The sequence below is a fragment of the Pseudomonas graminis genome (assembly GCF_900111735.1).
Taxonomy (GTDB): domain Bacteria; phylum Pseudomonadota; class Gammaproteobacteria; order Pseudomonadales; family Pseudomonadaceae; genus Aquipseudomonas; species Aquipseudomonas graminis.
In genome coordinates this window covers 1-26,422 of sequence record NZ_FOHW01000028.1, presented here as the reverse complement: position 1 = coordinate 26,422, position 26,422 = coordinate 1, and the positions used below count along the sequence as shown (strand labels likewise).

The 26,422-nt window shown below is 54.8% G+C and carries 30 protein-coding genes, 4 tRNA genes and 1 rRNA gene; all 35 read right to left on the bottom strand.

Features of this window, described 5'->3' with window-relative positions; all coding sequences use genetic code 11:
* Positions 1–10 precede the first annotated feature (10 nt).
* The 35 genes from rpsH to rrf all read right to left on the bottom strand — a co-directional run bounded on the left by rpsH (position 11) and on the right by rrf (position 26,226).
* The gene (gene rpsH / locus BMY98_RS19150) at positions 11–403 is read right to left on the bottom strand and encodes a 30S ribosomal protein S8 (RefSeq protein ID WP_037017722.1); all 393 of its coding nucleotides are present in this window, start codon (positions 401–403) and stop codon (positions 11–13) included.
* A 214-nt stretch (positions 404–617) separates the two neighbouring features.
* Positions 618–923 (bottom strand): 30S ribosomal protein S14, encoded by a 306-nt coding sequence (rpsN, locus tag BMY98_RS19145; RefSeq protein WP_003186042.1) that lies wholly within the window; start codon positions 921–923, stop codon positions 618–620.
* 13 nt (positions 924–936) lie between these two features.
* Positions 937–1,476: a 50S ribosomal protein L5 gene (gene rplE / locus BMY98_RS19140; RefSeq protein WP_037017720.1), complete on the bottom strand. Its 540-nt coding sequence runs from the start codon at positions 1,474–1,476 to the stop codon at positions 937–939.
* Between the two features lie 20 nt (positions 1,477–1,496).
* The gene (gene rplX / locus BMY98_RS19135) at positions 1,497–1,811 is read right to left on the bottom strand and encodes a 50S ribosomal protein L24 (RefSeq protein WP_002555478.1); all 315 of its coding nucleotides are present in this window, start codon (positions 1,809–1,811) and stop codon (positions 1,497–1,499) included.
* 11 nt (positions 1,812–1,822) lie between these two features.
* Positions 1,823–2,191: a 50S ribosomal protein L14 gene (gene rplN / locus BMY98_RS19130; RefSeq protein WP_002555479.1), complete on the bottom strand. Its 369-nt coding sequence runs from the start codon at positions 2,189–2,191 to the stop codon at positions 1,823–1,825.
* Between the two features lie 23 nt (positions 2,192–2,214).
* A complete protein-coding gene (gene rpsQ / locus BMY98_RS19125) occupies positions 2,215–2,481 on the bottom strand; it encodes a 30S ribosomal protein S17 (RefSeq protein WP_003194644.1) in 267 nt (88 codons plus the stop codon).
* A gap of 2 nt (positions 2,482–2,483) precedes the next feature.
* Positions 2,484–2,675, bottom strand: a complete 192-nt coding sequence (rpmC, locus tag BMY98_RS19120; protein WP_002555481.1) for a 50S ribosomal protein L29 — start codon at positions 2,673–2,675, stop codon at positions 2,484–2,486.
* On the bottom strand, positions 2,675–3,088 hold the full coding sequence (gene rplP / locus BMY98_RS19115) for a 50S ribosomal protein L16 (RefSeq protein WP_003186052.1): 414 nt from the start codon (positions 3,086–3,088) through the stop codon (positions 2,675–2,677). The genes rpmC and rplP overlap by 1 nt, the downstream gene beginning before the upstream one ends.
* Positions 3,089–3,100: 12 nt before the next feature.
* Complete coding sequence (gene rpsC, locus BMY98_RS19110; protein ID WP_003176422.1) at positions 3,101–3,787, bottom strand: 30S ribosomal protein S3; 687 nt, start codon at positions 3,785–3,787, stop codon at positions 3,101–3,103.
* 13 nt (positions 3,788–3,800) lie between these two features.
* The gene (rplV, locus tag BMY98_RS19105) at positions 3,801–4,133 is read right to left on the bottom strand and encodes a 50S ribosomal protein L22 (RefSeq protein ID WP_003103908.1); all 333 of its coding nucleotides are present in this window, start codon (positions 4,131–4,133) and stop codon (positions 3,801–3,803) included.
* Positions 4,134–4,146: 13 nt separating this feature from the next.
* Positions 4,147–4,422, bottom strand: coding sequence for a 30S ribosomal protein S19 (rpsS, locus tag BMY98_RS19100; protein ID WP_002555486.1), 276 nt, complete (start codon positions 4,420–4,422; stop codon positions 4,147–4,149).
* Between the two features lie 16 nt (positions 4,423–4,438).
* Entirely contained in the window at positions 4,439–5,263 is an 825-nt protein-coding gene (rplB, locus tag BMY98_RS19095) for a 50S ribosomal protein L2 (protein ID WP_003176423.1), read from the bottom strand.
* A gap of 14 nt (positions 5,264–5,277) precedes the next feature.
* A complete protein-coding gene (gene rplW / locus BMY98_RS19090) occupies positions 5,278–5,577 on the bottom strand; it encodes a 50S ribosomal protein L23 (protein WP_065988457.1) in 300 nt (99 codons plus the stop codon).
* Entirely contained in the window at positions 5,574–6,176 is a 603-nt protein-coding gene (rplD, locus tag BMY98_RS19085; protein ID WP_037017717.1) for a 50S ribosomal protein L4, read from the bottom strand. The genes rplW and rplD overlap by 4 nt, the downstream gene beginning before the upstream one ends.
* 12 nt (positions 6,177–6,188) lie before the next feature.
* A complete protein-coding gene (rplC, locus tag BMY98_RS19080; protein WP_065988459.1) occupies positions 6,189–6,824 on the bottom strand; it encodes a 50S ribosomal protein L3 in 636 nt (211 codons plus the stop codon).
* A gap of 81 nt (positions 6,825–6,905) precedes the next feature.
* A complete protein-coding gene (gene rpsJ / locus BMY98_RS19075; protein ID WP_003186070.1) occupies positions 6,906–7,217 on the bottom strand; it encodes a 30S ribosomal protein S10 in 312 nt (103 codons plus the stop codon).
* Positions 7,218–7,356: 139 nt separating this feature from the next.
* Entirely contained in the window at positions 7,357–8,550 is a 1,194-nt protein-coding gene (tuf, locus tag BMY98_RS19070) for an elongation factor Tu (RefSeq protein ID WP_024646116.1), read from the bottom strand.
* 31 nt (positions 8,551–8,581) lie between these two features.
* The gene (gene fusA / locus BMY98_RS19065; RefSeq protein WP_074891749.1) at positions 8,582–10,687 is read right to left on the bottom strand and encodes an elongation factor G; all 2,106 of its coding nucleotides are present in this window, start codon (positions 10,685–10,687) and stop codon (positions 8,582–8,584) included.
* Positions 10,688–10,717: 30 nt separating this feature from the next.
* Entirely contained in the window at positions 10,718–11,188 is a 471-nt protein-coding gene (gene rpsG, locus BMY98_RS19060; protein WP_002555493.1) for a 30S ribosomal protein S7, read from the bottom strand.
* A 116-nt stretch (positions 11,189–11,304) separates the two neighbouring features.
* Positions 11,305–11,676, bottom strand: coding sequence for a 30S ribosomal protein S12 (gene rpsL / locus BMY98_RS19055; protein ID WP_002555494.1), 372 nt, complete (start codon positions 11,674–11,676; stop codon positions 11,305–11,307).
* A 202-nt stretch (positions 11,677–11,878) separates the two neighbouring features.
* Positions 11,879–16,078, bottom strand: coding sequence for a DNA-directed RNA polymerase subunit beta' (rpoC, locus tag BMY98_RS19050; RefSeq protein WP_074891747.1), 4,200 nt, complete (start codon positions 16,076–16,078; stop codon positions 11,879–11,881).
* Between the two features lie 63 nt (positions 16,079–16,141).
* Positions 16,142–20,215 (bottom strand): DNA-directed RNA polymerase subunit beta, encoded by a 4,074-nt coding sequence (gene rpoB / locus BMY98_RS19045; protein WP_074891745.1) that lies wholly within the window; start codon positions 20,213–20,215, stop codon positions 16,142–16,144.
* A gap of 221 nt (positions 20,216–20,436) precedes the next feature.
* Complete coding sequence (gene rplL / locus BMY98_RS19040) at positions 20,437–20,802, bottom strand: 50S ribosomal protein L7/L12 (protein ID WP_019409897.1); 366 nt, start codon at positions 20,800–20,802, stop codon at positions 20,437–20,439.
* Positions 20,803–20,880: 78 nt separating this feature from the next.
* Entirely contained in the window at positions 20,881–21,381 is a 501-nt protein-coding gene (gene rplJ, locus BMY98_RS19035) for a 50S ribosomal protein L10 (protein WP_074891743.1), read from the bottom strand.
* A 197-nt stretch (positions 21,382–21,578) separates the two neighbouring features.
* A complete protein-coding gene (rplA, locus tag BMY98_RS19030) occupies positions 21,579–22,274 on the bottom strand; it encodes a 50S ribosomal protein L1 (RefSeq protein ID WP_065988464.1) in 696 nt (231 codons plus the stop codon).
* Positions 22,274–22,705: a 50S ribosomal protein L11 gene (gene rplK / locus BMY98_RS19025; protein ID WP_037017696.1), complete on the bottom strand. Its 432-nt coding sequence runs from the start codon at positions 22,703–22,705 to the stop codon at positions 22,274–22,276. Before rplK ends, rplA begins: the two co-directional genes overlap by 1 nt.
* A 119-nt stretch (positions 22,706–22,824) precedes the next feature.
* Complete coding sequence (gene nusG, locus BMY98_RS19020) at positions 22,825–23,358, bottom strand: transcription termination/antitermination protein NusG (RefSeq protein WP_003317113.1); 534 nt, start codon at positions 23,356–23,358, stop codon at positions 22,825–22,827.
* 9 nt (positions 23,359–23,367) lie between these two features.
* The gene (gene secE, locus BMY98_RS19015; protein ID WP_037017694.1) at positions 23,368–23,736 is read right to left on the bottom strand and encodes a preprotein translocase subunit SecE; all 369 of its coding nucleotides are present in this window, start codon (positions 23,734–23,736) and stop codon (positions 23,368–23,370) included.
* Between the two features lie 44 nt (positions 23,737–23,780).
* Positions 23,781–23,856, bottom strand: a tRNA-Trp gene (locus BMY98_RS19010).
* A gap of 176 nt (positions 23,857–24,032) precedes the next feature.
* Positions 24,033–24,108: transfer RNA gene (locus BMY98_RS19005), tRNA-Thr, on the bottom strand.
* Positions 24,109–24,135: 27 nt separating this feature from the next.
* A tRNA-Gly gene (locus BMY98_RS19000) sits at positions 24,136–24,209 on the bottom strand.
* 27 nt (positions 24,210–24,236) lie between these two features.
* Positions 24,237–24,321 (bottom strand) — tRNA-Tyr (locus BMY98_RS18995).
* A gap of 142 nt (positions 24,322–24,463) precedes the next feature.
* Positions 24,464–24,901 (bottom strand): hypothetical protein, encoded by a 438-nt coding sequence (locus BMY98_RS18990; RefSeq protein WP_074891817.1) that lies wholly within the window; start codon positions 24,899–24,901, stop codon positions 24,464–24,466.
* 61 nt (positions 24,902–24,962) lie between these two features.
* A complete protein-coding gene (birA, locus tag BMY98_RS18985; RefSeq protein WP_074891741.1) occupies positions 24,963–25,919 on the bottom strand; it encodes a bifunctional biotin--[acetyl-CoA-carboxylase] ligase/biotin operon repressor BirA in 957 nt (318 codons plus the stop codon).
* Between the two features lie 191 nt (positions 25,920–26,110).
* Positions 26,111–26,226: ribosomal RNA gene (rrf, locus tag BMY98_RS18980) — 5S ribosomal RNA — on the bottom strand.
* Positions 26,227–26,422: the final 196 nt, after the last annotated feature.

Genomic DNA, 26,422 nt, shown 5'->3' with positions numbered 1-26,422 from the left:
TTATCCCCCCTTAGAACACTGTGCAAAGCACTTCGCCGCCGACACCGGCAGCGCGCGCAGCACGATCCGTCATCACACCTTTGTTGGTGGAGACGATAGACACACCGAGGCCGCCACGAACTTTTGGCAACTCATCGACGGACTTGTACTGACGCAGGCCTGGACGGCTAACGCGCTTCACTTCTTCGATGACCGGACGGCCTTCGAAGTACTTCAGCTCGATGGACAGCAACGGCTTTGTTTCGCTGCTGATCTGATAACCCGCAATGTAACCTTCGTCCTTCAGGACTTTGGCTACAGCCACCTTCAACGTGGAGGATGGCATGCTTACGACGGGCTTTTCAGCCATCTGGGCATTACGGATACGAGTTAGCATGTCCGCTAACGGGTCCTGCATACTCATGGGCTAGACGCTCCTGATACAAAAAAAATGAGCCTTACGGCTACAACCTATCGCCTTAAAATTCCGGGCACGTGCAAGCACGGGCTCTGGCGAGCCGGCAATTCTAGGCGCACCCCGGAAATGAATCAAGCCCCAAAAGGGGCTTGATTCAAATTCAGGCTCTACGCTCATCGGTTCGAGGTGAACACAATGGGCGCACTGCGAGAATAACTTCTTACCAGCTGGCTTTAACCAGACCTGGTACGTCGCCACGCATTGCTGCTTGGCGCAGCATGTTACGGCCGAGGCCGAACTTGCGGTATACGCCGTGCGGACGACCTGTCAGACGGCAACGGTTACGCATGCGCGAGGCGCTTGCATCACGTGGTTGCTTCTGCAGTGCGACCGTAGCTTCCCAACGTGCTTCTGGACTTGCGTTCAGATCCACGATGATCGCTTTCAGCGCAGCACGCTTGGTAGCGTACTTGGCAACGGTGAGCTGACGCTTCAGCTCACGATTTTTCATGCTCTTCTTGGCCATGGTCCTACTCCAATCAGTTGCGGAACGGGAACTTGAAAGCACGCAGCAATGCGCGACCTTCTTCGTCCGTACGAGCAGTGGTGGTCAGGGTAATGTCCAGACCGCGCAGGGCATCGATCTTGTCGTAGTCGATTTCCGGGAAAATGATCTGCTCTTTAACGCCCATGCTGTAGTTACCACGACCATCGAAGGACTTGGCATTCAGGCCGCGGAAGTCGCGAACCCGAGGCAGGGAGATCGACAGCAGACGATCCAGGAATTCATACATACGCTCACGGCGCAGAGTCACTTTGACGCCGATCGGCCAACCTTCACGGACTTTAAAGCCAGCGATAGATTTGCGAGCGTAGGTCACAACGACTTTTTGGCCGGTGATTTTTTCCAGGTCTGCAACAGCGTGCTCGATGACTTTCTTGTCGCCGATCGCTTCGCCCAGACCCATGTTCAACGTGATCTTGGTAACGCGTGGAACTTCCATCACGTTCGAAAGCTTAAGTTCTTCCTTAAGTTTCGGTGCGATTTCTTTCCAGTAAATCTCTTTTAGTCGTGCCATGGTCTTCTACCTAGCAGTGTTCAAGCATCAACCGCTTTTTGGGTCGACTTGAAGACACGAATTTTCTTGCCGTCTTCAACTTTGAAACCAACGCGGTCAGCCTTGTTGGTTGCGCCGTTGAAAATGGCGACGTTAGAAGCGTGCAATGGCGCTTCTTTCTCGACGATACCGCCCTGTACGCCCGACATCGGGTTTGGCTTGGTATGACGCTTCACCAGGTTGATCCCACCAACGACCAGACGGTCATCAGCGAGAACCTTGAGCACCTTACCGCGCTTACCTTTGTCTTTGCCGGCGATCACGATGATCTCGTCGTCACGACGAATCTTTTGCATGTCGGATCTCCTTACAGCACTTCTGGGGCGAGCGAGACGATCTTCATGAACTTCTCAGTACGAAGTTCACGGGTCACTGGCCCAAAGATACGGGTGCCGATCGGCTCTTGCTTGTTGTTCAACAGAACAGCAGCGTTGCCATCAAAGCGGATGATGGAGCCGTCTGCGCGACGAACACCGTGGCGAGTGCGGACTACTACTGCAGTCATCACTTGGCCTTTTTTCACCTTACCGCGCGGAATTGCTTCCTTGACGGTAACTTTGATGATGTCACCGATACCAGCGTAACGACGATGAGAGCCACCAAGCACCTTGATGCACATAACGCGGCGTGCGCCGCTGTTATCGGCCACATCGAGCATGGATTGAGTCTGAATCATATAATTTCTCCGACCCCTAGCCCTTAGACTTCCACAGCGCGTTCGAGAACATCAACCAGCGCCCAAGATTTTGTCTTGGCCATCGGACGAGTTTCACGAATAGTGACCTTGTCGCCGATGTGGCACTGATTGGTTTCGTCGTGCGCGTGCAGCTTAGTCGAACGCTTAACGTATTTACCGTAGATTGGGTGCTTGACGCGACGCTCGATCAGTACGGTGATGGTCTTGTCCATCTTGTCGCTGACGACACGGCCAGTCAGCGTACGGACGGTTTTTTCGGCTTCAGCCATGATTACTTACCTGCCTGCTGGTTGAGCACAGTCTTCACGCGAGCGATGTCACGCTTAACTTGCGAGAGCAGGTGAGACTGCCCCAACTGGCCAGTTGCTTTCTGCATGCGCAGATTGAACTGGTCGCGCAGCAAGCCGAGCAGCTGCTCGTTCAGTTGCTGTGCTGATTTTTCACGAAGTTCATTCGCTTTCATCACATCACCGTCCGCTTAACAAAGGAGGTGGCGAGCGGCAGCTTTGCAGCAGCCAGGGCGAAAGCCTCACGCGCCAACTCTTCGGAAACACCCTCGATTTCATACAGGACTTTGCCTGGCTGAATCTGGGCAACCCAGTACTCCACGTTACCCTTACCTTTACCCATCCGAACTTCGAGAGGCTTTTTGGTGACAGGCTTGTCCGGGAATACACGGATCCAGATCTTGCCGCCACGTTTAACGTGACGGGTCAGTGCACGACGCGCTGACTCGATCTGACGAGCGGTGAGACGACCACGAGCTACAGACTTCAGCGCGAACTCGCCGAAGCTGACTTTGCTACCGCGCAATGCCAGACCACGGTTGTGGCCGGTCATTTGCTTGCGGAACTTCGTACGCTTAGGTTGCAACATTTGGCGTACCCCTTACTTAGCAGCTTTTTTACGAGGCGCTGGTGCTTGCGGCTTCAGCTCTTCTTGGCGACCACCAATTACTTCGCCTTTGAAGATCCAAACCTTTACACCGATCACACCGTAAGTGGTGTGAGCTTCGTAGTTGGCATAGTCGATGTCGGCACGCAGGGTGTGCAAAGGCACACGACCTTCGCGATACCATTCAGTACGTGCAATTTCAGCACCGCCGAGACGACCGCTCACTTGGATTTTGATGCCTTTGGCACCAATGCGCATGGCGTTCTGCACTGCGCGCTTCATAGCGCGACGGAACATTACGCGACGCTCCAGCTGCTGAGCTACGCTCTGCGCAACCAGCATACCGTCGAGCTCCGGCTTACGGATCTCTTCGATATTGATGTGCACAGGCACACCCATTTGCTTGGTCAGGTCCTGACGCAGCTTCTCAACATCTTCACCTTTCTTCCCGATAACGATACCTGGACGAGCGGTGTGGATGGTGATGCGTGCAGTCTGCGCCGGACGATGGATATCGATACGGCTTACGGACGCGCTTTTTAGTTTGTCTTGGAGATACTCTCGCACCTTCAGATCAGCGAACAAGTAGTCCGCATAAGTCCGACCGTCTGCGTACCAGACGGAGGTGTGCTCCTTGACGATTCCCAGGCGAATGCCAATGGGATGTACTTTCTGACCCATTTCTTCGACTCCGTTACTTGTCAGCAACCTTGACAGTGATATGGCAAGACCGCTTGACGATGCGATCAGCACGGCCTTTGGCACGTGGCATGATGCGCTTCAACGAACGCCCTTCGTTGACGAAAACGGTGGAGACCTTAAGGTCATCAACGTCTGCGCCTTCGTTATGCTCGGCGTTGGCTACGGCCGACTCCAGCACTTTCTTCATGATCTCGGCGGCTTTCTTACTGCTGAAAGCCAACAGGTTGAGCGCTTCGCCCACCTTCTTCCCGCGGATCTGGTCGGCGACCAAGCGGGCTTTCTGGGCGGAGATTCGAGCGCCCGACAACTTAGCGGCTACTTCCATCGTTCCTTACCCCTTAACGCTTGGCTTTCTTGTCTGCCACGTGCCCACGATAAGTGCGGGTACCGGCAAACTCGCCTAGTTTGTGGCCGACCATGTCTTCGTTCACGAGAACAGGAACATGCTGACGACCGTTATGCACAGCAATGGTCAAACCGACCATTTGTGGCAGGATCATAGAACGGCGCGACCAGGTCTTAACTGGTTTGCGATCGTTCTTTTCCGCCGCCACTTCGATCTTCTTCAGTAGGTGAAGATCAATAAAAGGACCTTTTTTCAGAGAACGTGGCACTGTCGTATCCCTCTATTTACTTGCGACGACGGACGATCATTTTGTCGGTACGCTTATTACCACGAGTCTTCGCGCCCTTAGTCGGGAAGCCCCACGGCGATACCGGATGACGACCACCAGAGGTACGACCTTCACCACCACCATGTGGGTGGTCAACCGGGTTCATGGCAACACCACGAACGGTTGGGCGAACGCCACGCCAGCGTTTGGCACCAGCTTTACCCAGCGAACGCAGGCTGTGCTCGGAGTTCGAGACCTCACCCAGAGTCGCGCGGCATTCAGCCAGAACTTTACGCATCTCACCGGAGCGGAGACGCAGAGTCACGTAGACACCTTCACGAGCGATCAACTGTGCAGATGCACCAGCGGAACGAGCGATCTGAGCACCTTTGCCCGGCTTCAACTCGATGCCGTGAACGGTAGAACCCACTGGAATGTTGCGCAGCTGCAAAGCGTTACCTGGCTTGATTGGAGCCAAGGCGCCTGCGATCAGCTGGTCGCCAGCACTCACGCCTTTAGGCGCGATGATGTAACGACGCTCGCCGTCTGCGTACAGCAGCAGTGCGATGTGAGCAGTACGGTTTGGATCGTATTCAATGCGCTCGACGGTGGCAGAGATGCCATCCTTGTCGTTGCGACGGAAATCGACCAGACGATAATGCTGCTTATGACCACCACCGATGTGACGAGTAGTGATGCGGCCATTGTTGTTACGACCACCAGTCTTCGATTTTTTCTCGAGCAGCGGTGCGTGAGGAGCGCCTTTATGCAGCTCCTGGTTGACCACCTTGACCACAAAACGGCGGCCAGGGGAAGTCGGTTTGCATTTAACGATTGCCATGATGCACCCCTTCCTTACTCAGCACTGCTGCTGAAATCGAGATCTTGGCCTGGCTGAAGGGAGATAACTGCCTTCTTCCAGTCATTACGCTTGCCCAGACCGCGAGCAGTGCGCTTGGTCTTACCCATAACATTCAGGGTAGTGACACGCTCTACTTTCACGCTGAACAGGCTTTCGACGGCCTTCTTGATTTCCAGCTTGGTTGCATCAGTAGCAACCTTGAAAACGAACTGACCTTTTTTGTCTGCCAGAACCGTAGCCTTCTCGGAAACGTGCGGGCCAAGCAGAACTTTAAATACGCGTTCCTGGTTCATCCCAGCAGCTCCTCGAATTTCTTCACGGCCGACACAGTGATCAACACTTTGTCGTATGCGATCAGACTAACTGGATCGGAACCTTGAACATCACGCACATCAACGTGCGGCAGGTTGCGAGCAGCCAGGTACAGGTTCTGATCAACAGCGTCCGACACGATCAAAACGTCGGTCAGGCTCATGTCGTTCAGTTTGCCCAGCAGATCTTTGGTTTTCGGCGATTCAACAGCGAAATCCTGAACCACGACCAGACGATCAGTACGAACCAGTTCAGCAAGAATGGAGCGCAGTGCTGCGCGATACATCTTCTTGTTGAGCTTCTGAGAGTGATCCTGAGGACGTGCTGCGAAAGTGGTACCGCCGCCGCGCCAGATCGGGCTACGGATAGTACCGGCACGAGCACGGCCAGTACCCTTTTGACGCCAAGGGCGCTTACCGCCACCGGATACGTCAGAACGGGTCTTTTGCTGCTTGCTACCCTGACGACCGCCAGCCATATAGGCCACGACTGCCTGGTGAACCAGCGTCTCGTTGAATTCGCCGCCAAATGTCAGTTCGGAAACTTCGATCGCTTGGGCGTCATTTACATTTAATTGCATGTCAGCTTCCCCTTAACCGCGAGCCTTGGCTGCTGGACGTACAACCACATTGCCGCCAGTAGCGCCAGGAACAGCACCCTTGACCAACAACAGATTGCGTTCAGCGTCCACGCGCACTACTTCCAGGGACTGCACGGTCACGCGCTCAGCGCCCATATGACCGGACATTTTTTTGCCCTTGAATACACGACCAGGAGTCTGGCACTGGCCGATAGAGCCCGGGACGCGGTGGGACACGGAGTTACCGTGAGTATTATCTTGGCCACGGAAATTGTGGCGCTTGATAGTACCTTGGAAGCCTTTACCTTTGGACTGACCGGTAACATCTACCATCTGGCCAGCAGCAAAGATTTCTGCATTGATCAGATCGCCAGCCTTGTATTCGCCTTCTTCAAGACGGAATTCCAGGACGGTACGACCTGCGGCAACGTTCGCTTTAGCGAAGTGACCTGCCTGAGCAGCAGTCACACGGGAAGCACGACGCACGCCGACAGTGACTTGCACTGCACGATAGCCATCGACTTCTTCGGTTTTGAACTGGGTGACGCGATTCGGCTCGATCTCAATGACCGTAACCGGAATGGAGACACCTTCTTCGGTGAAAATACGGGTCATACCGCATTTACGACCGACTACACCAATAGTCATGTTGTAAACCTCATGAGTGTACGGGGCTTTCACCCGCTATGGCCGCCCATTTCAGAGCGTTACACGACTAAGACCCGAGTCTTAGCCGAGGCTGATCTGTACTTCCACACCTGCCGCAAGATCAAGCTTCATCAGCGCGTCAACGGTTTTATCCGTTGGCTGGACGATGTCCAGAACACGCTTATGAGTGCGGATCTCGTACTGGTCGCGCGCGTCTTTGTTGACGTGCGGAGAAACCAGAACAGTGAACCGCTCTTTACGGGTAGGGAGTGGAATCGGACCACGCACTTGAGCACCAGTACGTTTCGCGGTTTCCACGATTTCCTGGGTGGATTGGTCGATCAGGCGATGGTCAAAAGCCTTCAACCTGATACGGATTTGCTGATTTTGCATTGGATTTCAGACTCCAGGCTACTTCCCACCGAGCGCAATACGCCCGTTTAAAGGAGGCGCAATTCTATAGACGAGCTAACAGGGTGTCAACCCAATAAAAAAGCCCCCGCAAGCGGAGGCTCTTTTTGAAGATCATCGCTTACGCGATGATTTTGGCTACGACGCCAGCGCCGACGGTACGACCGCCTTCACGGATAGCGAAACGCAGACCATCTTCCATTGCGATTGGCTTGATCAGGGTAACGGAAACTTTCACGTTATCACCTGGCATAACCATCTCAACGCCTTCCGGCAGTTCGCAGCTACCAGTTACGTCGGTAGTACGGAAGTAGAACTGTGGACGGTAGCCTTTGAAGAACGGAGTGTGACGGCCGCCTTCTTCCTTGCTCAGAACGTAGATTTCAGCTTCGAACTGAGTGTGCGGCTTGACAGTACCTGGCTTTACCAGGACTTGGCCACGCTCAACGTCGTCACGCTTGGTGCCGCGCAACAGAACGCCGCAGTTCTCGCCAGCACGGCCTTCGTCGAGCAGCTTACGGAACATTTCAACACCGGTGCAGGTGGTGACGGTGGTGTCACGCAGACCAACGATTTCCAGTGGATCTTGAACCTTGACGATACCGCGCTCTACACGACCAGTCACAACAGTACCGCGACCGGAGATCGAGAATACGTCTTCGATTGGCATCAGGAACGGCTTGTCGACAGCACGCTCTGGCTGAGGAATGTAGCTGTCCAGAGTTTCAACCAACTTCTTGACGGCAGTGGTACCCATCTCGTTGTCGTCTTTACCTTCCAACGCCATACGGGCAGAGCCGATGATGATTGGAGTGTCGTCGCCCGGGAAGTCGTAAGTGCTCAGCAGATCGCGCACTTCCATCTCAACCAGCTCCAGCAGCTCAGCGTCGTCTACCAGGTCAGCCTTGTTCAGGAAGACCACGATGTACGGAACGCCTACCTGACGGGACAGCAGGATGTGCTCACGAGTCTGTGGCATCGGACCGTCAGCAGCCGAACAAACCAGGATAGCGCCGTCCATCTGGGCAGCACCGGTGATCATGTTCTTCACGTAGTCAGCGTGACCCGGGCAGTCAACGTGCGCGTAGTGACGTACAGACGAGTTGTACTCAACGTGAGCAGTGTTGATGGTGATACCGCGAGCCTTCTCTTCTGGTGCGCTGTCGATCTTGTCGAAGTCAACACGAGCCGAACCGAAAACTTCGGAGCAGACGCGAGTCAGAGCAGCGGTCAGCGTGGTTTTACCATGGTCAACGTGACCGATGGTGCCAACGTTGACGTGCGGAAGGGAACGATCAAATTTTTCTTTAGCCACGACAAATAACTCCTAGCCTAAAGGCGCTGAATCAGCCTTGTTTTTTGGTTACAGTTTCGACGATGTGCGACGGAGCTGTATTGTATTTTTTGAATTCCATAGAGTAGCTTGCGCGACCTTGGGACATGGAGCGAACGTCGGTCGCATAACCGAACATCTCACCCAACGGGACCTCGGCACGAATTACCTTGCCGGAGACCGTATCTTCCATACCCAGGATCATGCCGCGACGACGGTTAAGGTCGCCCATCACGTCACCCATATAGTCTTCAGGCGTAACAACCTCTACAGCCATGATCGGCTCAAGCAACTCACCGCCGCCCTTTTGGGCCAGTTGCTTGGTCGCCATGGAAGCAGCCACCTTAAACGCCATCTCGTTCGAGTCGACGTCGTGGTAAGAACCATCAAACACGGTAGCCTTCAGGCCGATCAGCGGATAGCCGGCAACAACGCCGTTCTTCATCTGCTCTTCGATGCCCTTCTGGATAGCCGGGATGTATTCCTTAGGAACCACACCACCCACTACTTCGTTCACGAATTGCAGACCTTCCTGACCTTCGTCAGCGGGTGCAAAACGGATCCAGCAGTGGCCGAACTGACCACGACCGCCGGACTGGCGAACGAACTTGCCTTCGATTTCACAGTTCTTCGTGATGCGCTCACGATACGAAACCTGAGGCTTACCGATGTTGGCTTCGACGTTGAACTCACGGCGCATCCGGTCAACCAGGATGTCCAGGTGCAGCTCGCCCATGCCAGAGATGATCGTTTGACCAGTCTCTTCATCAGTTTTGACGCGGAAAGACGGGTCTTCCTGAGCAAGTTTGCCCAGTGCGATACCCATTTTTTCCTGGTCATCCTTGGTTTTAGGCTCTACGGCAACCGAAATAACCGGCTCCGGGAAGTCCATCCGAACCAGGATGATTGGCTTGTCAGCGTTGCACAAGGTTTCACCAGTGGTGACGTCCTTCATGCCGATCAAGGCCGCGATGTCACCAGCGCGTACCTCCTTGATCTCTTCGCGAGCGTTTGCGTGCATTTGCACCATACGGCCCACGCGCTCTTTCTTGCCCTTGACCGAGTTGATCACACCGTCGCCGGATGCCAACACGCCCGAGTAAACACGGACGAAGGTCAGGGTGCCCACGAATGGGTCGGTAGCGATCTTGAACGCCAGAGCCGAGAACGGCTCGTTGTCGTCTGCGTGACGCTCCAGATTGATGGTCTCGTCATCAGGGTCTGTACCCTTGATGGCAGGAATATCAACTGGTGCCGGCAGATAGTCGATCACGGCGTCCAGAACCAGGGGAACACCCTTGTTCTTGAAGGAAGAACCGCAAACAGCCAGGACGATTTCGCCAGCAATAGTACGCTGACGCAGAGCATCCTTGATTTCCGCGTTGGTGAGTTCTTCACCCTCGAGGTATTTGTTCATCAGCTCTTCGCTGGCTTCGGCCGCAGCCTCAACCATGTTGCCGCGCCATTCGTCAGCCATTTCCTGCAGTTCAGCAGGGATAGGCTTGCGAACAGGGACCATGCCCTTGTCGGAATCGTTCCAATAGACCGCTTCCATGGACATCAGATCGATCTGACCCTGGAAGTTGTCTTCGGAACCGATAGCCAGCTGGATAGGCACCGGAGTGTGGCCCAGACGCTGCTTGATCTGACCGATTACGCGCAGGAAGTCTGCACCCGCACGGTCCATCTTGTTTACGTACACAAGACGTGGGACACCGTACTTGTTGGCCTGACGCCATACGGTTTCCGACTGCGGCTCTACGCCGGAAGTACCACAGAAAACTACGACCGCGCCGTCGAGTACACGCAGGGAACGCTCAACTTCAATGGTGAAGTCTACGTGGCCCGGGGTGTCAATCACGTTGAAGCGATACTGGTCTTTGTGTTGCTTCTCGGAACCCTGCCAAAAGGCAGTAATAGCAGCAGAAGTAATGGTAATACCACGCTCCTGCTCCTGAACCATCCAGTCGGTGGTCGCGGCGCCGTCATGCACCTCGCCCATCTTGTGGCTTTTACCGGTGTAAAAAAGGACGCGCTCGGTGGTGGTGGTTTTACCAGCATCCACGTGAGCAACGATACCAATGTTACGGTAACGGTTGATCGGTGTAGTACGAGCCATAAAGCCCTCGCAAAATTAGTGACGCTGAAATTAGAAGCGGTAGTGCGAGAAAGCTTTGTTGGCTTCAGCCATACGGTGCACGTCTTCACGCTTCTTGACCGCAGCACCTTTACCTTCGGCGGCGTCCAACAATTCGCCAGCCAAACGCAGAGCCATAGACTTCTCACCGCGCTTGCGCGCGAAGTCTACCAGCCAACGCATTGCCAGAGCATTACGACGGGACGGACGAACTTCGACCGGAACCTGGTAAGTAGCACCGCCTACACGGCGCGACTTCACTTCGACCAGCGGAGCGATGGCGTCGAGAGCTTTCTCGAAGATTTCCAGGGGATCGGAGTTCTTGCGTTCTTTAACCTTTTCCAGCGCGCCATAAACGATACGCTCGGCAACGGCTTTCTTACCGCTTTCCATAACGTGGTTCATGAACTTGGCCAGGATCTGGCTGCCGTATTTTGGATCGTCAAGCACTTCGCGCTTGGCTGCTACGCGTCTTCTTGGCATGGATAAGCCCTCAAACGGTCTTCAGGTTCGCTCGGAATCAGCACCTACTGGCGCTTCCGACCTTACTCTTATCGACTCAGAAAATAAGATGATTCAGTTTTTACAAAAAGCCGCTACTACTTAGGCTTCTTGGTACCGTACTTCGAACGACCCTGGTTACGACCCTTGACACCGGAAGTATCCAACGAACCGCGAACGGTGTGGTAACGAACACCTGGCAAGTCTTTTACACGGCCGCCACGAATCAGTACGACGCTGTGCTCTTGCAGGTTGTGGCCTTCACCACCGATGTACGAGGAAACCTCGAAACCGTTGGTCAGACGCACACGGCAAACTTTACGCAATGCCGAGTTAGGTTTTTTCGGCGTAGTTGTGTACACGCGAGTGCACACACCACGACGCTGCGGGCAGTTCTGCAGCGCAGGCACGTCGGATTTCTCGACGATACGCTTACGCGGCTGACGTACCAGCTGGTTGATAGTTGCCATCTACTAGCTCCACTGTTGTCTTGCGACGCTATTGTCTTACAAGAAAAGCAAAATGGCAGGACATACGTCCCGCCAGATTTAGGGGTACAAGAGTCTAAAGAGGATCCTGCCCCCAGTCAAGGCAAAGCCCCGATGTCCACAACCACTGGCAACCCCTCGAAACCGGGTTAGACCAATGATCGTGAAAATCGGGGCCCTACTCTCAATTACTGCTTGAGTTCAACGCTTCGGTCAGCGCGGCTTCAACTTCGCTCGCACTTACGCGCATCGGCTTGTCAGCTTCACGGCGACGCTTGCGCTCGCTGTGATATGCAAGACCGGTACCCGCAGGGATCAAACGACCCACGACTACGTTTTCCTTCAGGCCGCGCAGGTAATCGCGCTTGCCGGTAACCGCCGCTTCGGTCAGTACGCGGGTGGTCTCCTGGAAGGAGGCCGCCGAGATGAACGATTCGGTGGACAGCGAGGCCTTGGTGATACCCAGCAACACACGAGTGAATTTGGAAACAAATTTCTCGTCAGCTGCCAAGCGCTCGTTTTCAACCAGTACGTGCGTCAACTCCATCTGGTCGCCCTTGATGAAGCTGGAGTCGCCCGACTCAGCGATCTCGACTTTACGCAGCATCTGACGAAGGATCGTCTCGATGTGCTTGTCGTTGATCTTCACGCCTTGCAGGCGGTAAACATCCTGGATCTCGTTGACGATGTATTTCGCCAGCGCGCTGACACCCAGCAGACGCAGGATATCGTGCGGATCGCTAGGACCGTCGGAGATAACCTCACCACGGCTGACCTGCTCACCTTCGAAGACGTTCAGGTGACGCCACTTAGGAATCAGCTCTTCGTACGGATCGGTACCATCGTTTGGTGTGATAACCAGACGGCGCTTGCCCTTGGTCTCTTTACCAAACGCAATCGTACCGCTGACTTCAGCCAGGATCGATGCCTCTTTAGGGCGACGCGCTTCGAACAGGTCGGCAACGCGTGGCAGACCACCGGTGATGTCACGTGTCTTGGAGGTTTCTTGCGGGATACGGGCGATAACGTCACCAACACCCACTTGCACACCATCCGCAACACCAACGAGGGCGTTTGCCGGTAGGAAATACTGAGCAGGTACATCGGTACCAGGCAGCAGCAGATCCTTACCATCAACACCAACCATCTTGACCGCAGGACGAATGTCTTTACCTGCTGCAGGACGATCTTTGGCATCCAGTACTTCGATGTTGGTCAAACCGGTCAATTCGTCGGTCTGGCGCTTGATCGTAATACCTTCCTCCATGCCCACGTAGGTCACGGTACCTTTCATCTCTGTGACGATTGGGTGAGTGTGCGGATCCCACTTGGCCACGATGGACCCAGCGTCGACCTTGTCACCTTCCTTCACCAGAATCACAGCGCCGTAAGGCAGCTTGTAACGCTCGCGCTCACGCCCGAATTCGTCGGCAATTGCCAGCTCACCAGAACGCGAAACCGCAACCAGGTGACCGTCAAGACGCTCAACGTGCTTCAGGTTATGGAGACGAACGATACCGCCGTTCTTGACCTGAACACTGTCCGCAGCAGAAGTACGACTTGCGGCACCACCGATGTGGAATGTACGCATAGTCAGCTGGGTACCCGGCTCACCGATCGACTGCGCAGCGATAACGCCGACAGCTTCACCGATGTTCACCTGGTGGCCGCGAGCCAGATCACGGCCGTAGCACTTGGCGCAGATACCGAAACGCGTTTCACAGCTGATCGGAGAACGTACGATCACTTCGTCGATGCTGTTCAGCTCGATGAATTCGACCCACTTCTCGTCAACCAGCGTGCCGCCTGGAACGATCACATCTTCAGTGCCAGGCTTGAATACGTCACGGGCGATAACTCGACCCAGTACGCGTTCGCCCAACGGCTCGACAACGTCACCGCCTTCAATGTGCGGCGTCATTACCAGACCGTGCTCGGTACCGCAGTCAACCTCGGTAACGACCAGATCCTGAGCCACGTCCACCAGACGGCGAGTCAGGTAACCGGAGTTCGCGGTTTTCAACGCGGTATCCACAAGACCCTTACGAGCACCGTGAGTCGAGATGAAGTACTGAAGTACGCTCAGACCTTCACGGAAGTTCGCAGTGATCGGCGTCTCGATGATCGAGCCATCCGGCTTGGCCATCAGACCACGCATACCTGCCAGCTGACGAATCTGTGCAGCGGAACCCCGCGCACCAGAGTCGGCCATCATGTACATCGAGTTGAAGGATTCCTGGTCAACGGTCTCACCGTGACGGTCGACAACCTTCTCTTTCGACAGGTTCGACATCATCGCTTTCGAGACTTCGTCGTTGGCCTTGGACCAGAGGTCGATCACCTTGTTGTACTTCTCGCCCTGGGTAACCAGGCCGGAGGCGTACTGACTTTCGATCTCTTTCACTTCATCGGTTGCGGCGTCGATGATCCGAGCTTTTTCATCAGGGATAACGAAGTCGTTAACGCCGATGGAAACACCCGAGATCGTCGAATAGGCGAAACCGGTGTACATCAACTGGTCGGCGAAGATAACGGTTTCTTTCAGGCCAACCACGCGATAGCACTGGTTGATCAGCTTGGAGATCGCCTTCTTCTTCATCGGCTGGTTGACGACGTCATAGGACAGGCCGGCCGGAACCACCTGGAACAGCAACGCACGGCCAACGGTTGTGTCGACGATACGAGTGTTCTTGACGCTGCCACCGTCACGATCATTGACCGTTTCGTTAATGCGCACTTTTACTTTCGCATGCAGTGCGGCTTCGCCGGCACGGAACACACGGTCAACTTCCTGCAGATCCGCGAACACACGACCTTCGCCTTTGGCGTTGATCGCTTCACGGGTCATGTAGTACAGACCCAATACAACGTCCTGCGAAGGAACGATGATTGGTTCACCGTTAGCTGGGGACAGAATGTTGTTAGTCGACATCATCAGCGCACGGGCTTCGAGCTGAGCTTCCAGCGTCAGCGGCACGTGAACGGCCATCTGGTCACCGTCGAAGTCGGCGTTGTATGCCGCACAGACCAGCGGGTGCAGCTGGATCGCTTTACCTTCGATGAGAACCGGCTCAAACGCCTGAATGCCCAGACGGTGAAGCGTCGGCGCACGGTTCAGAAGCACTGGGTGTTCGCGAATCACTTCGGCGAGAACGTCCCAGACTTCTGGCAGCTCGCGCTCAACCATTTTCTTGGCAGCTTTGATGGTGGTTGCGAGACCACGCATTTCGAGCTTGCCGAAAATGAACGGCTTGAACAGCTCCAGTGCCATCTTCTTCGGCAGACCGCACTGGTGCAGACGCAGGGTCGGACCTACGGTAATTACCGAACGGCCAGAGTAGTCAACACGCTTACCGAGCAAGTTCTGACGGAAACGGCCCTGCTTACCCTTGATCATGTCAGCCAGGGACTTCAGAGGACGCTTGTTCGAACCAGTGATGGCACGACCGCGACGACCGTTATCGAGCAGCGCATCGACAGCTTCCTGCAGCATGCGCTTTTCGTTACGCACGATGATGTCAGGAGCAGACAGATCAAGCAGGCGCTTCAAACGGTTGTTACGGTTGATCACCCGACGATAGAGATCGTTGAGGTCAGAGGTCGCGAAACGACCACCATCCAGTGGAACCAGTGGACGCAGGTCTGGCGGCAGAACCGGCAGAACGGTCAACACCATCCACTCTGGAAGGTTGCCGGAACCCTGGAAGGCTTCCATCAACTTCAGACGCTTGGACAGCTTCTTGATTTTAGTCTCGGAGTTGGTTTGCGGAATCTCTTCGCGCAGACGGCCAATCTCGTGTTCCAGATCAATAGCGTGCAGCAGCTCGCGGACAGCCTCGGCACCCATGCGGGCGTCGAAGTCATCACCGAACTCTTCGAGGGCTTCGAAGTACTGCTCGTCGTTCAGCAGTTGCCCTTTTTCGAGCGTGGTCATGCCCGGATCGATAACGACATAGCTCTCGAAGTAGAGAACGCGTTCGATATCACGCAGGGTCATGTCCATCAGCAAGCCGATACGGGACGGCAGCGACTTCAGGAACCAGATGTGAGCTACCGGCGATGCCAGTTCGATGTGAGCCATGCGCTCACGACGGACCTTGGCCAGTGCGACTTCAACGCCACACTTCTCGCAGATGACGCCACGATGCTTCAAGCGCTTGTACTTACCGCACAGGCACTCGTAATCCTTGACCGGGCCAAAGATCTTGGCGCAGAACAGGCCGTCACGCTCTGGTTTGAACGTACGGTAGTTGATGGTTTCCGGCTTTTTAACTTCACCGAACGACCACGAACGGATCATCTCAGGCGATGCCAATCCGATACGGATGGCGTCGAACTCTTCGACTTGACCCTGGTTTTTCAGCAAATTCAGTAGGTCTTTCAAGGCCTTTCCTCCTGGCGGAGCAGAGGGCAGTCATACAGACCCACCCTCGATTCGCGTCACGTGTTATTCGGTTTCCAGATCGATATCGATACCGAGCGAACGGATTTCTTTGATCAACACGTTGAAGGACTCGGGCATGCCCGGCTCCATACGGTGATCGCCGTCCACGATGTTCTTGTACATCTTGGTACGGCCGTTCACGTCGTCCGACTTCACTGTGAGCATTTCTTGCAGAGTGTACGCCGCGCCATATGCTTCCAGCGCCCAGACTTCCATCTCCCCGAAACGCTGACCACCGAACTGAGCCTTACCACCCAGCGGCTGCTGGGTGACCAGGCTGTACGAACCAGTGGAACGCGCGTGCATCTTGTCGTCCACCAAGTGGTTCAGCTTCAGCATGTACATGTAGCCAACGGTGACCGGACGCTCAAACTTGTTACCGGTACGGCCGTCGAACAGCTGCATCTGGCCACTGTCCGGCATGTCCGCCAAGCGGAGCATTGCCTTGATTTCGGATTCCTTGGCCCCGTCGAATACCGGGGTAGCCATTGGAACGCCGCCACGCAGGTTCTTCGCCAGATCCAGAATTTCCTGATCAGACAGGTCATCAAGATTTTCTTGACGGCCGCCAATCTCGTTGTAGATCTCGTTCAGAAACTTGCGCAGCTCAACAACTTTACGCTGCTCTTCGAGCATCCGGTTGATCTTCTCGCCCAACCCTTTAGCCGCGAGGCCCAGGTGGGTTTCGAGAATCTGACCAACGTTCATACGCGAAGGTACACCCAACGGGTTGAGGACGATATCTACCGGCGTACCGTTGGCATCGTGCGGCATGTCTTCAACCGGCATGATCACGGAGACCACACCTTTGTTACCGTGACGACCGGCCATCTTGTCGCCCGGCTGGATGCGGCGGCGGATCGCAAGGTAGACCTTGACGATCTTCAGCACGCCTGGAGCAAGGTCATCGCCCTGCTGCAGCTTGCGCTTCTTGTCTTCGAACTTGTCGTCCAGCAGACGGCGGCGATCAACGATGTACGCCTGAGCTTTCTCGAGCTGCTCGTTCAGCGCATCTTCGACCATGCGCAGCTTGAACCACTGACCGTGTTCCAGACCGTCCAAAACTTCGTTGGTGATTTCCTGCCCTTTTTTCAGGCCGGCACCACCTTCAGCTGTACGACCCACCAGCGCAGAACGCAGACGCTCGAAGGTTGCGCCTTCAACAATGCGGAACTCTTCGTTCAAGTCCTTGCGGATCTCGTCGAGCTGACTTTTCTCGATGGACAGAGCACGGGCATCGCGCTCAACGCCGTCACGAGTGAAGACCTGGACATCAATGACAGTGCCTTTGGTACCGGTAGGTACGCGCAGGGATGTGTCTTTAACGTCGCTCGCTTTTTCACCGAAGATTGCGCGCAGCAGCTTCTCTTCCGGAGTGAGTTGGGTCTCGCCTTTCGGAGTGACCTTACCTACCAGAATGTCGCCAGCGCCTACTTCCGCGCCAACATAAACGATACCGGCTTCGTCCAGCTTGTTCAGTGCCGCTTCACCCACGTTAGGGATGTCAGCAGTGATCTCTTCAGGCCCGAGCTTGGTATCACGCGCCACACAGGTCAGTTCCTGAATGTGGATCGTGGTGAAGCGGTCTTCCTGAACAACACGCTCGGACAGGCAGATGGAGTCTTCGAAGTTGAAGCCGTTCCACGCCATGAACGCGATGCGCATGTTCTGGCCCAGCGCCAGCTCACCCATGTCGGTGGACGGCCCGTCAGCCATGATGTCGCTGCGCTGAACGCGATCACCCTTGCTCACCAGCGGACGCTGGTTGATGCAGGTGTTCTGATTCGAACGCGTGTATTTGGTCAGGTTGTAGATGTCGACACCGGCTTCGCCTGTCTCAACTTCGTCATCTGCAACACGAACCACGATGCGGCTGGCGTCTACTGAGTCGATCACGCCGCCACGACGGGCCACGACGCAAACGCCGGAGTCGCGAGCAACGTTGCGCTCCATGCCGGTACCGACCAGCGGCTTGTCAGCGCGCAGGGTTGGTACAGCCTGACGCTGCATGTTCGAACCCATCAACGCACGGTTGGCGTCGTCGTGCTCAAGGAACGGGATCAGCGATGCTGCAACCGATACAACTTGCTTCGGCGAAACATCCATCAGGGTGACGTCTTCCGGCGCCTTGACGGTGAACTCGTTCAAGTGACGAACAGCAACCAGCTCGTCGATCAGGATCTTCTTGTCGTTCATTGCCGCAGAAGCCTGGGCAATAACGTGATCCGCTTCCTCAATAGCCGAGAGGAAAACGATTTCGTCAGTTACCAGAGCGTCTTTAACCACACGATACGGGCTCTCGAGGAAGCCGTACTGGTTGGTGCGCGCATAAGCAGCCAAGGAGTTGATCAGACCGATGTTCGGACCTTCAGGCGTTTCAATCGGGCATACACGACCGTAGTGAGTCGGGTGTACGTCACGAACTTCAAAGCCAGCACGCTCACGCGTCAGACCACCAGGGCCGAGTGCAGAGACGCGACGCTTGTGAGTGATCTCGGACAGCGGGTTGTTCTGGTCCATGAACTGGGAAAGCTGGCTGGAACCGAAGAACTCTTTCACCGCCGCCGCAACAGGCTTGGCGTTGATGAGGTCCTGAGGCATCAGGCCTTCGCTTTCCGCCATCGACAGACGCTCTTTGACCGCACGCTCAACACGTACCAGACCTACGCGGAACTGGTTCTCGGCCATCTCGCCTACGCAACGAACGCGACGGTTACCGAGGTGGTCGATGTCATCGACGATGCCTTTACCATTGCGGATGTCGACCAGGGTCTTCAGCACAGCAACGATGTCGTCTTTATGCAGAACGCCCGAACCTTCGATTTCAGTACGACCGATACGGCGGTTGAACTTCATCCGACCTACAGCCGACAGATCGTAGCGCTCTGGACTGAAGAACAGGTTGTTGAACAAGGTCTCGGCAGCATCCTTGGTAGGCGGCTCACCGGGACGCATCATCCGATAGATTTCGACCAGGGCCTCAAGCTGATTGCCAGTCGAGTCGATCTTCAGGGTGTCGGATATGAACGGACCGCAGTCGATATCGTTCGTGTACAGCGTCTCGATACGAACAACCTGAGCCTTGGCAATTTTTGCCAGGATCTCGGTGTTCAGCTCGGTATTGCACTCGGCAATGATTTCACCGGTCGCAGGATGCACAATCGCTTTGGCGCTGGTGCGGCCGATGACGTAATCGAGCGGAACTTCAAGGGTCTTGATGTTCGCTTTTTCGAGCTGGTTGATGTGGCGAGCCGTGATACGACGGCCTTGCTCAACAATCACCTTGCCCTTGTCGTCCAGAATATCCAGAACGGCAATTTCGCCACGCAGGCGCTGAGGCACCAACTCCAGATTCAGATTCTCGCCCTGAACGTGGAATACGTTGGTGGTGTAGAAGGCATCCAGCACTTCTTCCGTGGTGTAACCCAGCGCACGGAGCAGAACCGATGCAGGGAGTTTGCGGCGACGGTCGATACGTACGAAGACACAGTCTTTCGGATCGAATTCGAAGTCCAGCCACGAACCACGGTAAGGAATGATACGAGCCGAGTACAACAGCTTCCCAGAACTGTGCGTCTTGCCGCGGTCGTGGTCAAAGAACACGCCCGGGGAACGGTGCAGCTGGGAAACGATCACTCGTTCGGTACCGTTGATAACGAAGGTACCGTTCTCAGTCATCAGGGGGATTTCACCCATGTAGACTTCTTGCTCTTTGATGTCCTTGATCGCTTTATTCGACGATTCTTTGTCGAAAATGATCAGACGTACTTTTACCCGCAAAGGTACGGCGTATGTCACACCGCGCAGCACGCATTCCTTGACATCAAAAGCCGGTTCGCCCAGACGATAACCCACATACTCCAAAGCAGCATTGCCGGAGTAGCTGATGATCGGGAAAACAGATTTGAAGGCCGCATGCAGGCCCACGTCGCGGAACTGATCTTTAGTCGCTCCCGCTTGCAAGAATTCACGATACGAATCCAGCTGGATGGCCAGGAGGTAAGGCACATCCATGACGTCCGGCAACTTGCTAAAGTCCTTGCGGATACGTTTTTTCTCAGTATATGAGTAAGCCATCAGCGTTCCCCAGCTTGGTCACCTGCTTGTTTGGCTCCTCCCGACGGGAGCAGCCAGAAAAATCTTGCGAACCCCATGGTTCGCGCCACCGTTCGAGGTGGGTAGATCACGTAATCAGCGCTAACCGAATCAGCTGCCAACAACGGAAAAAGGCCGGTGGCAGAAGCCACCAGCCATCAGCCTTTCGCTTAACGCTTGGGCTGGAAACGCAAAGTCGATGCTTACTTCAGCTCGACTTTAGCGCCTGCTTCTTCCAGAGTAGCCTTGGCTTTGTCAGCAGCGTCTTTAGCTACTGCTTCCAGGACCATTGCTGGTGCGCCGTCAACGACTGCCTTGGCTTCTTTCAGGCCCAGACCGGTCAGCTCACGAACTGCTTTAATGACGTTAACTTTCTTCTCGCCAGCTTCCAGCAGCATGACGTTGAATTCAGTTTGCTCTTCAACAACGGCGGCAGCAGCAGCTGGGCCAGCAGAAGCAGCAGCAGCGCTAACACCGAATTTTTCTTCGAATGCTTTGATCAGCTCTACAACCTGCAGAACGGACATTTCAGCTACGGCGTTGAGGATATCGTCTTGAGAGATAGACATGACTCTAATTCCTGAATTGGGGGACGGCCTACGCGACCATCGAAATAAACAAAAATACGCGAGAGGAAGTGCCAGCCCTTAAGCTGCAGCGGCTTCTTTCTGTTCGCGAATGGCCGCCAGAGTACGAGCGAGCTTGCTGGTAGCGCCTTGAATCACGCTCATCAGCTGCGAAATCGCTTCGTTGCGGGTCGGCAGTGTTGCCAGTACGTCGATCTGATTAGCTGCGAGGAACTTGCCCTCGAACGCAGCTGCCTTGATCTCGAACTTATCCTGACCTTTAGCAAACTCTTTGAACAAACGGGCAGCAGCGCCGGGATGTTCATTTGAGAAAGCGATCAAGGTCGGGCCGGTGAACACATCGTTGAGGACACTGTATTCAGTATCAGCAACGGCGCGCTTGAGCAGGGTGTTACGCACAACACGCACGTATACGCCAGCTTCACGAGCCTCTTTACGGAGTCCGGTCATCGCGCCTACTGTCACACCGCGGGCATCAGCCACAACAGCAGACAGAGCGTTTTTGGCAGCCTCGTTGACTTCAGCGACGATGGCCTTCTTGTCTTCGAGTTTAATTGCCACGGGTTTAACTCCTGCTTGTTACCGTTTCATCTGACCTAGGCCGGATGTCGTTTTGGTGTCTGATTCGGTAAGGAACCGGGAGCACCATCTGCGTAGGCTTGAGGTTTAAGGCTTTCGCCGCCTACGGTCTTGGATAGCCCCCGCCAGGCAGGGACCCCAATTTTCGCAACGGCGCGGTTACCCGCGCCATGCCAGTCTTACGCGTCCAACGAACCTTGGTCGATGACCAAGCCTGGGCCCATAGTGGTGCTCAGTGTTACGCGCTTGACGTAGATACCTTTCGACGAAGCCGGCTTGATACGCTTCAGATCAGCGATCAGCGCCTCAACGTTCTCACGCAGCTTGTCTGCTTCGAAGCCGACCTTGCCAACGGAAGTGTGGATAATGCCGTTTTTGTCGGTGCGATAACGAACCTGACCAGCCTTGGCGTTTTTAACGGCAGTGGCTACGTCTGGAGTAACAGTACCGACCTTAGGGTTAGGCATCAGGCCGCGTGGACCCAGGATCTGACCCAACTGACCAACAACACGCATTGCATCCGGGGAAGCAATAACGACGTCATAGTTCAGATCGCCGCCCTTCATTTCAGCAGCCAGGTCGTCCATACCAACGCGATCAGCGCCGGCAGCCAGAGCAGCTTCAGCAGCTGGACCCTGAGTAAATACCGCTACACGAACGGTCTTGCCAGTGCCGTGTGGCAGCACGGTAGCGCTACGTACGACCTGGTCGGATTTACGAGGATCAACACCGAGGTTCACAGCAACGTCTACAGACTCGCTGAACTTCACTGTCGACAACTCAGCCAGCAGAGCAGCGGCTTCGTTGAAGTTGTACGATTTGCCAGCTTCAACCTTGGAAGCGATAGCCTTTTGGCGCTTAGTCAGCTTAGCCATTACACACCCTCCACGTTAAGGCCCATGCTACGAGCGGAACCGGCGATGGTGCGCACGGCGGCGTCCATATCAGCAGCGGTCAAGTCGGCATTTTTTGCCTTGGCGATTTCTTCAAGCTGAGCACGGGTTACGGTGCCAACTTTTACGGTGTTCGGACGAGCCGAGCCGCTGGTCAGGCCAGCTGCTTTTTTCAGCAGTACCGAAGCCGGGGTGCTTTTGGTTTCAAAGGTGAAGCTGCGGTCACTGTAAACAGTGATGATCACAGGAGTCGGCAGACCTGGCTCAATACCCTGAGTACGGGCGTTGAACGCCTTGCAGAATTCCATGATGTTCACGCCGTGCTGACCCAGTGCAGGACCTACAGGCGGGCTAGGGTTAGCCTGAGCGGCTTTCACTTGAAGCTTGATGTAAGCGGTAATCTTCTTGGCCATGAGGCACTCCAATTACGGGTTCTAGCGCCTCGAAAGGCTCCCCGGTTACTTGCGCGTTTATCCCGGTGACGAAAAAACCCCACAGCCCAGGGCTGCGGGGTATGGGATTCTGAGCTCAGTTACGCCTTTTCGACCTGACTGAACTCTAGCTCCACCGGGGTGGAGCGTCCGAAAATGAGCACCGCCACTTGGATCCGGCTCTTCTCGTAGTTGACTTCTTCGACAGTACCGTTGAAATCAGCGAACGGACCGTCTGTAACACGGACGACTTCGCCCGGCTCAAACAGAGTTTTTGGCTTCGGCTTGTCGCTGCCGTCAGCAACGCGACGCAGGATAGCCTCAGCTTCTTTATCGGTAATAGGCGCAGGCTTGTCCGCCGTGCCACCGATGAACCCCATGACACGAGGAGTATCCTTGACCAGGTGCCAAGTACCCTCGTTCATGTCCATCTGGACAAGCACATAGCCAGGGAAGAATTTGCGCTCGCTTTTGCGCTTCTGGCCGTTACGCATCTCTACTACTTCTTCAGTAGGGACCAGAATTTCGCCGAAGCCATCTTCCATGCCTGCAAGCTTTACACGCTCAACAAGAGAGCGCATGACATGCTTCTCGTAACCCGAGTAGGCATGCACTACGTACCAACGCTTAGCCACGGGACACCCTTAGCCGACAATCAAGGAAACAAGCCAGCCGAGCAGGGAATCTAAACCCCACAACAGCAGCGCCATGACAAGAACGACCGCAACCACAATCAGAGTGGTCTGAGTAGTCTCTTGACGCGTAGGCCACACGACTTTACGAATCTCAGCGCGAGCTTCCTTGGCCAAAACAAAGAAAGCCTTACCCTTCCCAGTCTGCAGAGCCACATAGGCTGCCACAGCGGCGATAACAAGCAGGGCAAGAACGCGATACAGGATTGGTTGCGCGGAATAGTATTGATTTCCAACGACACCCACGACCACCAGAAGCACTACTACAAGCCACTTCACGAGATCAAAACGGGAGTCTTGGGCTTCAGCCTTTGGATTCATCTACTAAAATCCTGTGAAAAGAAAGCCAGATACTTTAGAGAATCTGGCAGGTCAGGAGGGAATCGAACCCCCAACCTACGGTTTTGGAGACCGTCGCTCTGCCAATTGAGCTACTGACCTAAAAGCAAAATCAGGCCGAACATTATGCGGACCTGACAGGAAGATTTCAACAGCAACTCGAAAAGTACGCACTGCGCAAATCGACCCGCTGCAGCACTACCTCACCAAGCCCTTGAAAAACTTGGAATTCGTAGCGCCTAAAACAAAGGCAGATACTTGCATATCTGCCTTAGTAATGGAGCTCTTGAGCGGATTTGAACCGCTGACCTCACCCTTACCAAGGGTGTGCTCTACCAACTGAGCTACAAGAGCAAAACACATCGCACAACCAGAAAAACTTGGAGCGGGTAGCGGGAATCGAACCCGCATCATCAGCTTGGAAGGCTGAGGTTCTACCACTAAACTATACCCGCCGAGCTTTGCTGCTTACGCTCAAAATTTGGTGGAGGGGGAAGGATTCGAACCTTCGAAGTCGTAGACGTCAGATTTACAGTCTGATCCCTTTGGCCGCTCGGGAACCCCTCCTAAGCGAGGCAGCATTCTATATCATGCCACCCTTCTGTCAATCTTTTTCTCAATAAAAACTTGAGGTTACAAGCATTGACTCTCGCAACACCAGTACTTATCAATTGATCTGCACTGCGAAGCGGGCGCCATTCTATTCAAACTATTCTGCGGTTGCAATGCCTTCACACGACATTATTTCATTTTTTAGCGTGGGGAAATCCCTACGGAGCTCGGCGATCAACGTCTCGCTGATCAGCCGCCGGCTAGCAGGCGCAATTTTCACCCAGTAACCGCCGCGTTGCAGGTCCAGGCGTTTCCCAAAGCGAGCATCTATATCCAAAGCAACAAGGCGCTGCTCGAGAAGCGCCGCCTCAGCCTGCTTGGTGCTACCTCCAACGTAGAGGCATTTCTCTTGATCTGCAGTGGTGTGCGCATTACCACCACCCAATCCTGACTCGCTTAGTAACCGAATATCCTGGCCATATGCTCGATGAGTTAGCAGCGGCTCAACCTCTTTAGGGCGTAGCGGCGCATCCTGCTGATGCCATACAAAATAAAGACCGTTCAACATCAGTACTAACAACAACGTCCAAGGCATACCCACCTCATAAACGATACGCATCCGGATGCATGCCTACCTACTGACTGCGATTTGAACCCTAATCACCCTTGAGCCTGAGACTCACTTCCCCGCCGCTGAAATGCTCCTCACGCCCGCCAACCTCAAGGCGTAACGCTCCATCATCACCAACCCCCATAACAACGCCTTGAGTGATCGTCGCACCTGCGGTAAGAGCAACCCCGAGGCCTTGCCATAAGTGCTTGTCTTCCCAATCTCTCCGGTAGGCTGCAAAACCCTTTTCTTGATGCCCAGCAAGATAGGCGCTGAGATTTCGACTGAGGGCGCAGGCAACGTTGTTCCGGTCCTGGAGATGTCCCAGCTCGAGGCCCAATGAAGTCCAGGCCTGGTCGACGTCACTGGATTCACGCATGTTGATATTGATCCCAATACCAATCACTACATGGCATACATTGGCGGGATCGCCAGTTACCTCGAGCAGCACTCCCGCGACTTTCTTGCCGCCAACCAGAATGTCGTTAGGCCATTTCAACCCCGCGTCACGAATACCGAGCTGTCGCAGGGTATCTACTACTGCAAGCCCTACGACAAGGCTAAGACCGTCGAGCCGACGCGTCCCTCCATCCATACGCAGCGCGAGGCTGTAGTAGAGATTTTCAGCAAAAGGACTTATCCAATGACGGCCACGCCTGCCGCGGCCCGCCGTCTGCTGCTCTGCAAGAACCAGGCATGGAAGAACAGCGCCTGAATTCGCCACTCGCATGGCTTCAGCATTCGTCGAGTCGATCGTTTCGTGGATGCTGCACGCCCAACCCAGCTCAGCGTGCCCACCACGCAGCGCCTCATCGTCCAGCAAGGACAGCGGCGAAGCCAAACGGTACCCACGACCGCGCACCTTGTAAATTTCAATGCCGATGTCAGCCTGCAGCTGCTGCAGCTTCTTCCAGACCGCGCTCCGACTGACGCCCAGCGCAAGCCCCAGGTCCTCGCCAGAGTGAAACGCCCCGTCTTCAAGTAGCTTTAGCAAGGTATGCATGAGTGAAACCGCCTGGTAGTAAGAGGCGCATGATAGCGATACAACCGACCTACGCAAGAGCCAGTGCCAATACTCAGACCGGAGCCGAGCAGCTCTCATGCGCTAGTTATCCTGGGAAAGATGGATACCAATTTTTTCGCGCACAAAAACAAAACCCCATCTGCTTTCGCAAATGGGGTTTTGGAATTTAATCTTGACGATGACCTACTCTCACATGGGGAAACCCCACACTACCATCGGCGATGCATCGTTTCACTGCTGAGTTCGGGATGGGATCAGGTGGTTCCAACGCTCTATGGTCGTCAAGAAATTCGGGTACTGACTCGTTCTCTCGAACGCTTCAGCAAATCGGGTATGTGATCAAGGTACAGCTTGTGTGTTCGCAAACTTTCGTCTTCATGCGTCTTCACACACCGCAATCTGCTGTCTTTGTGCAGATTGCTTGGGTGTTATATGGTCAAGCCTCACGGGCAATTAGTATTGGTTAGCTCAACGCCTCACAG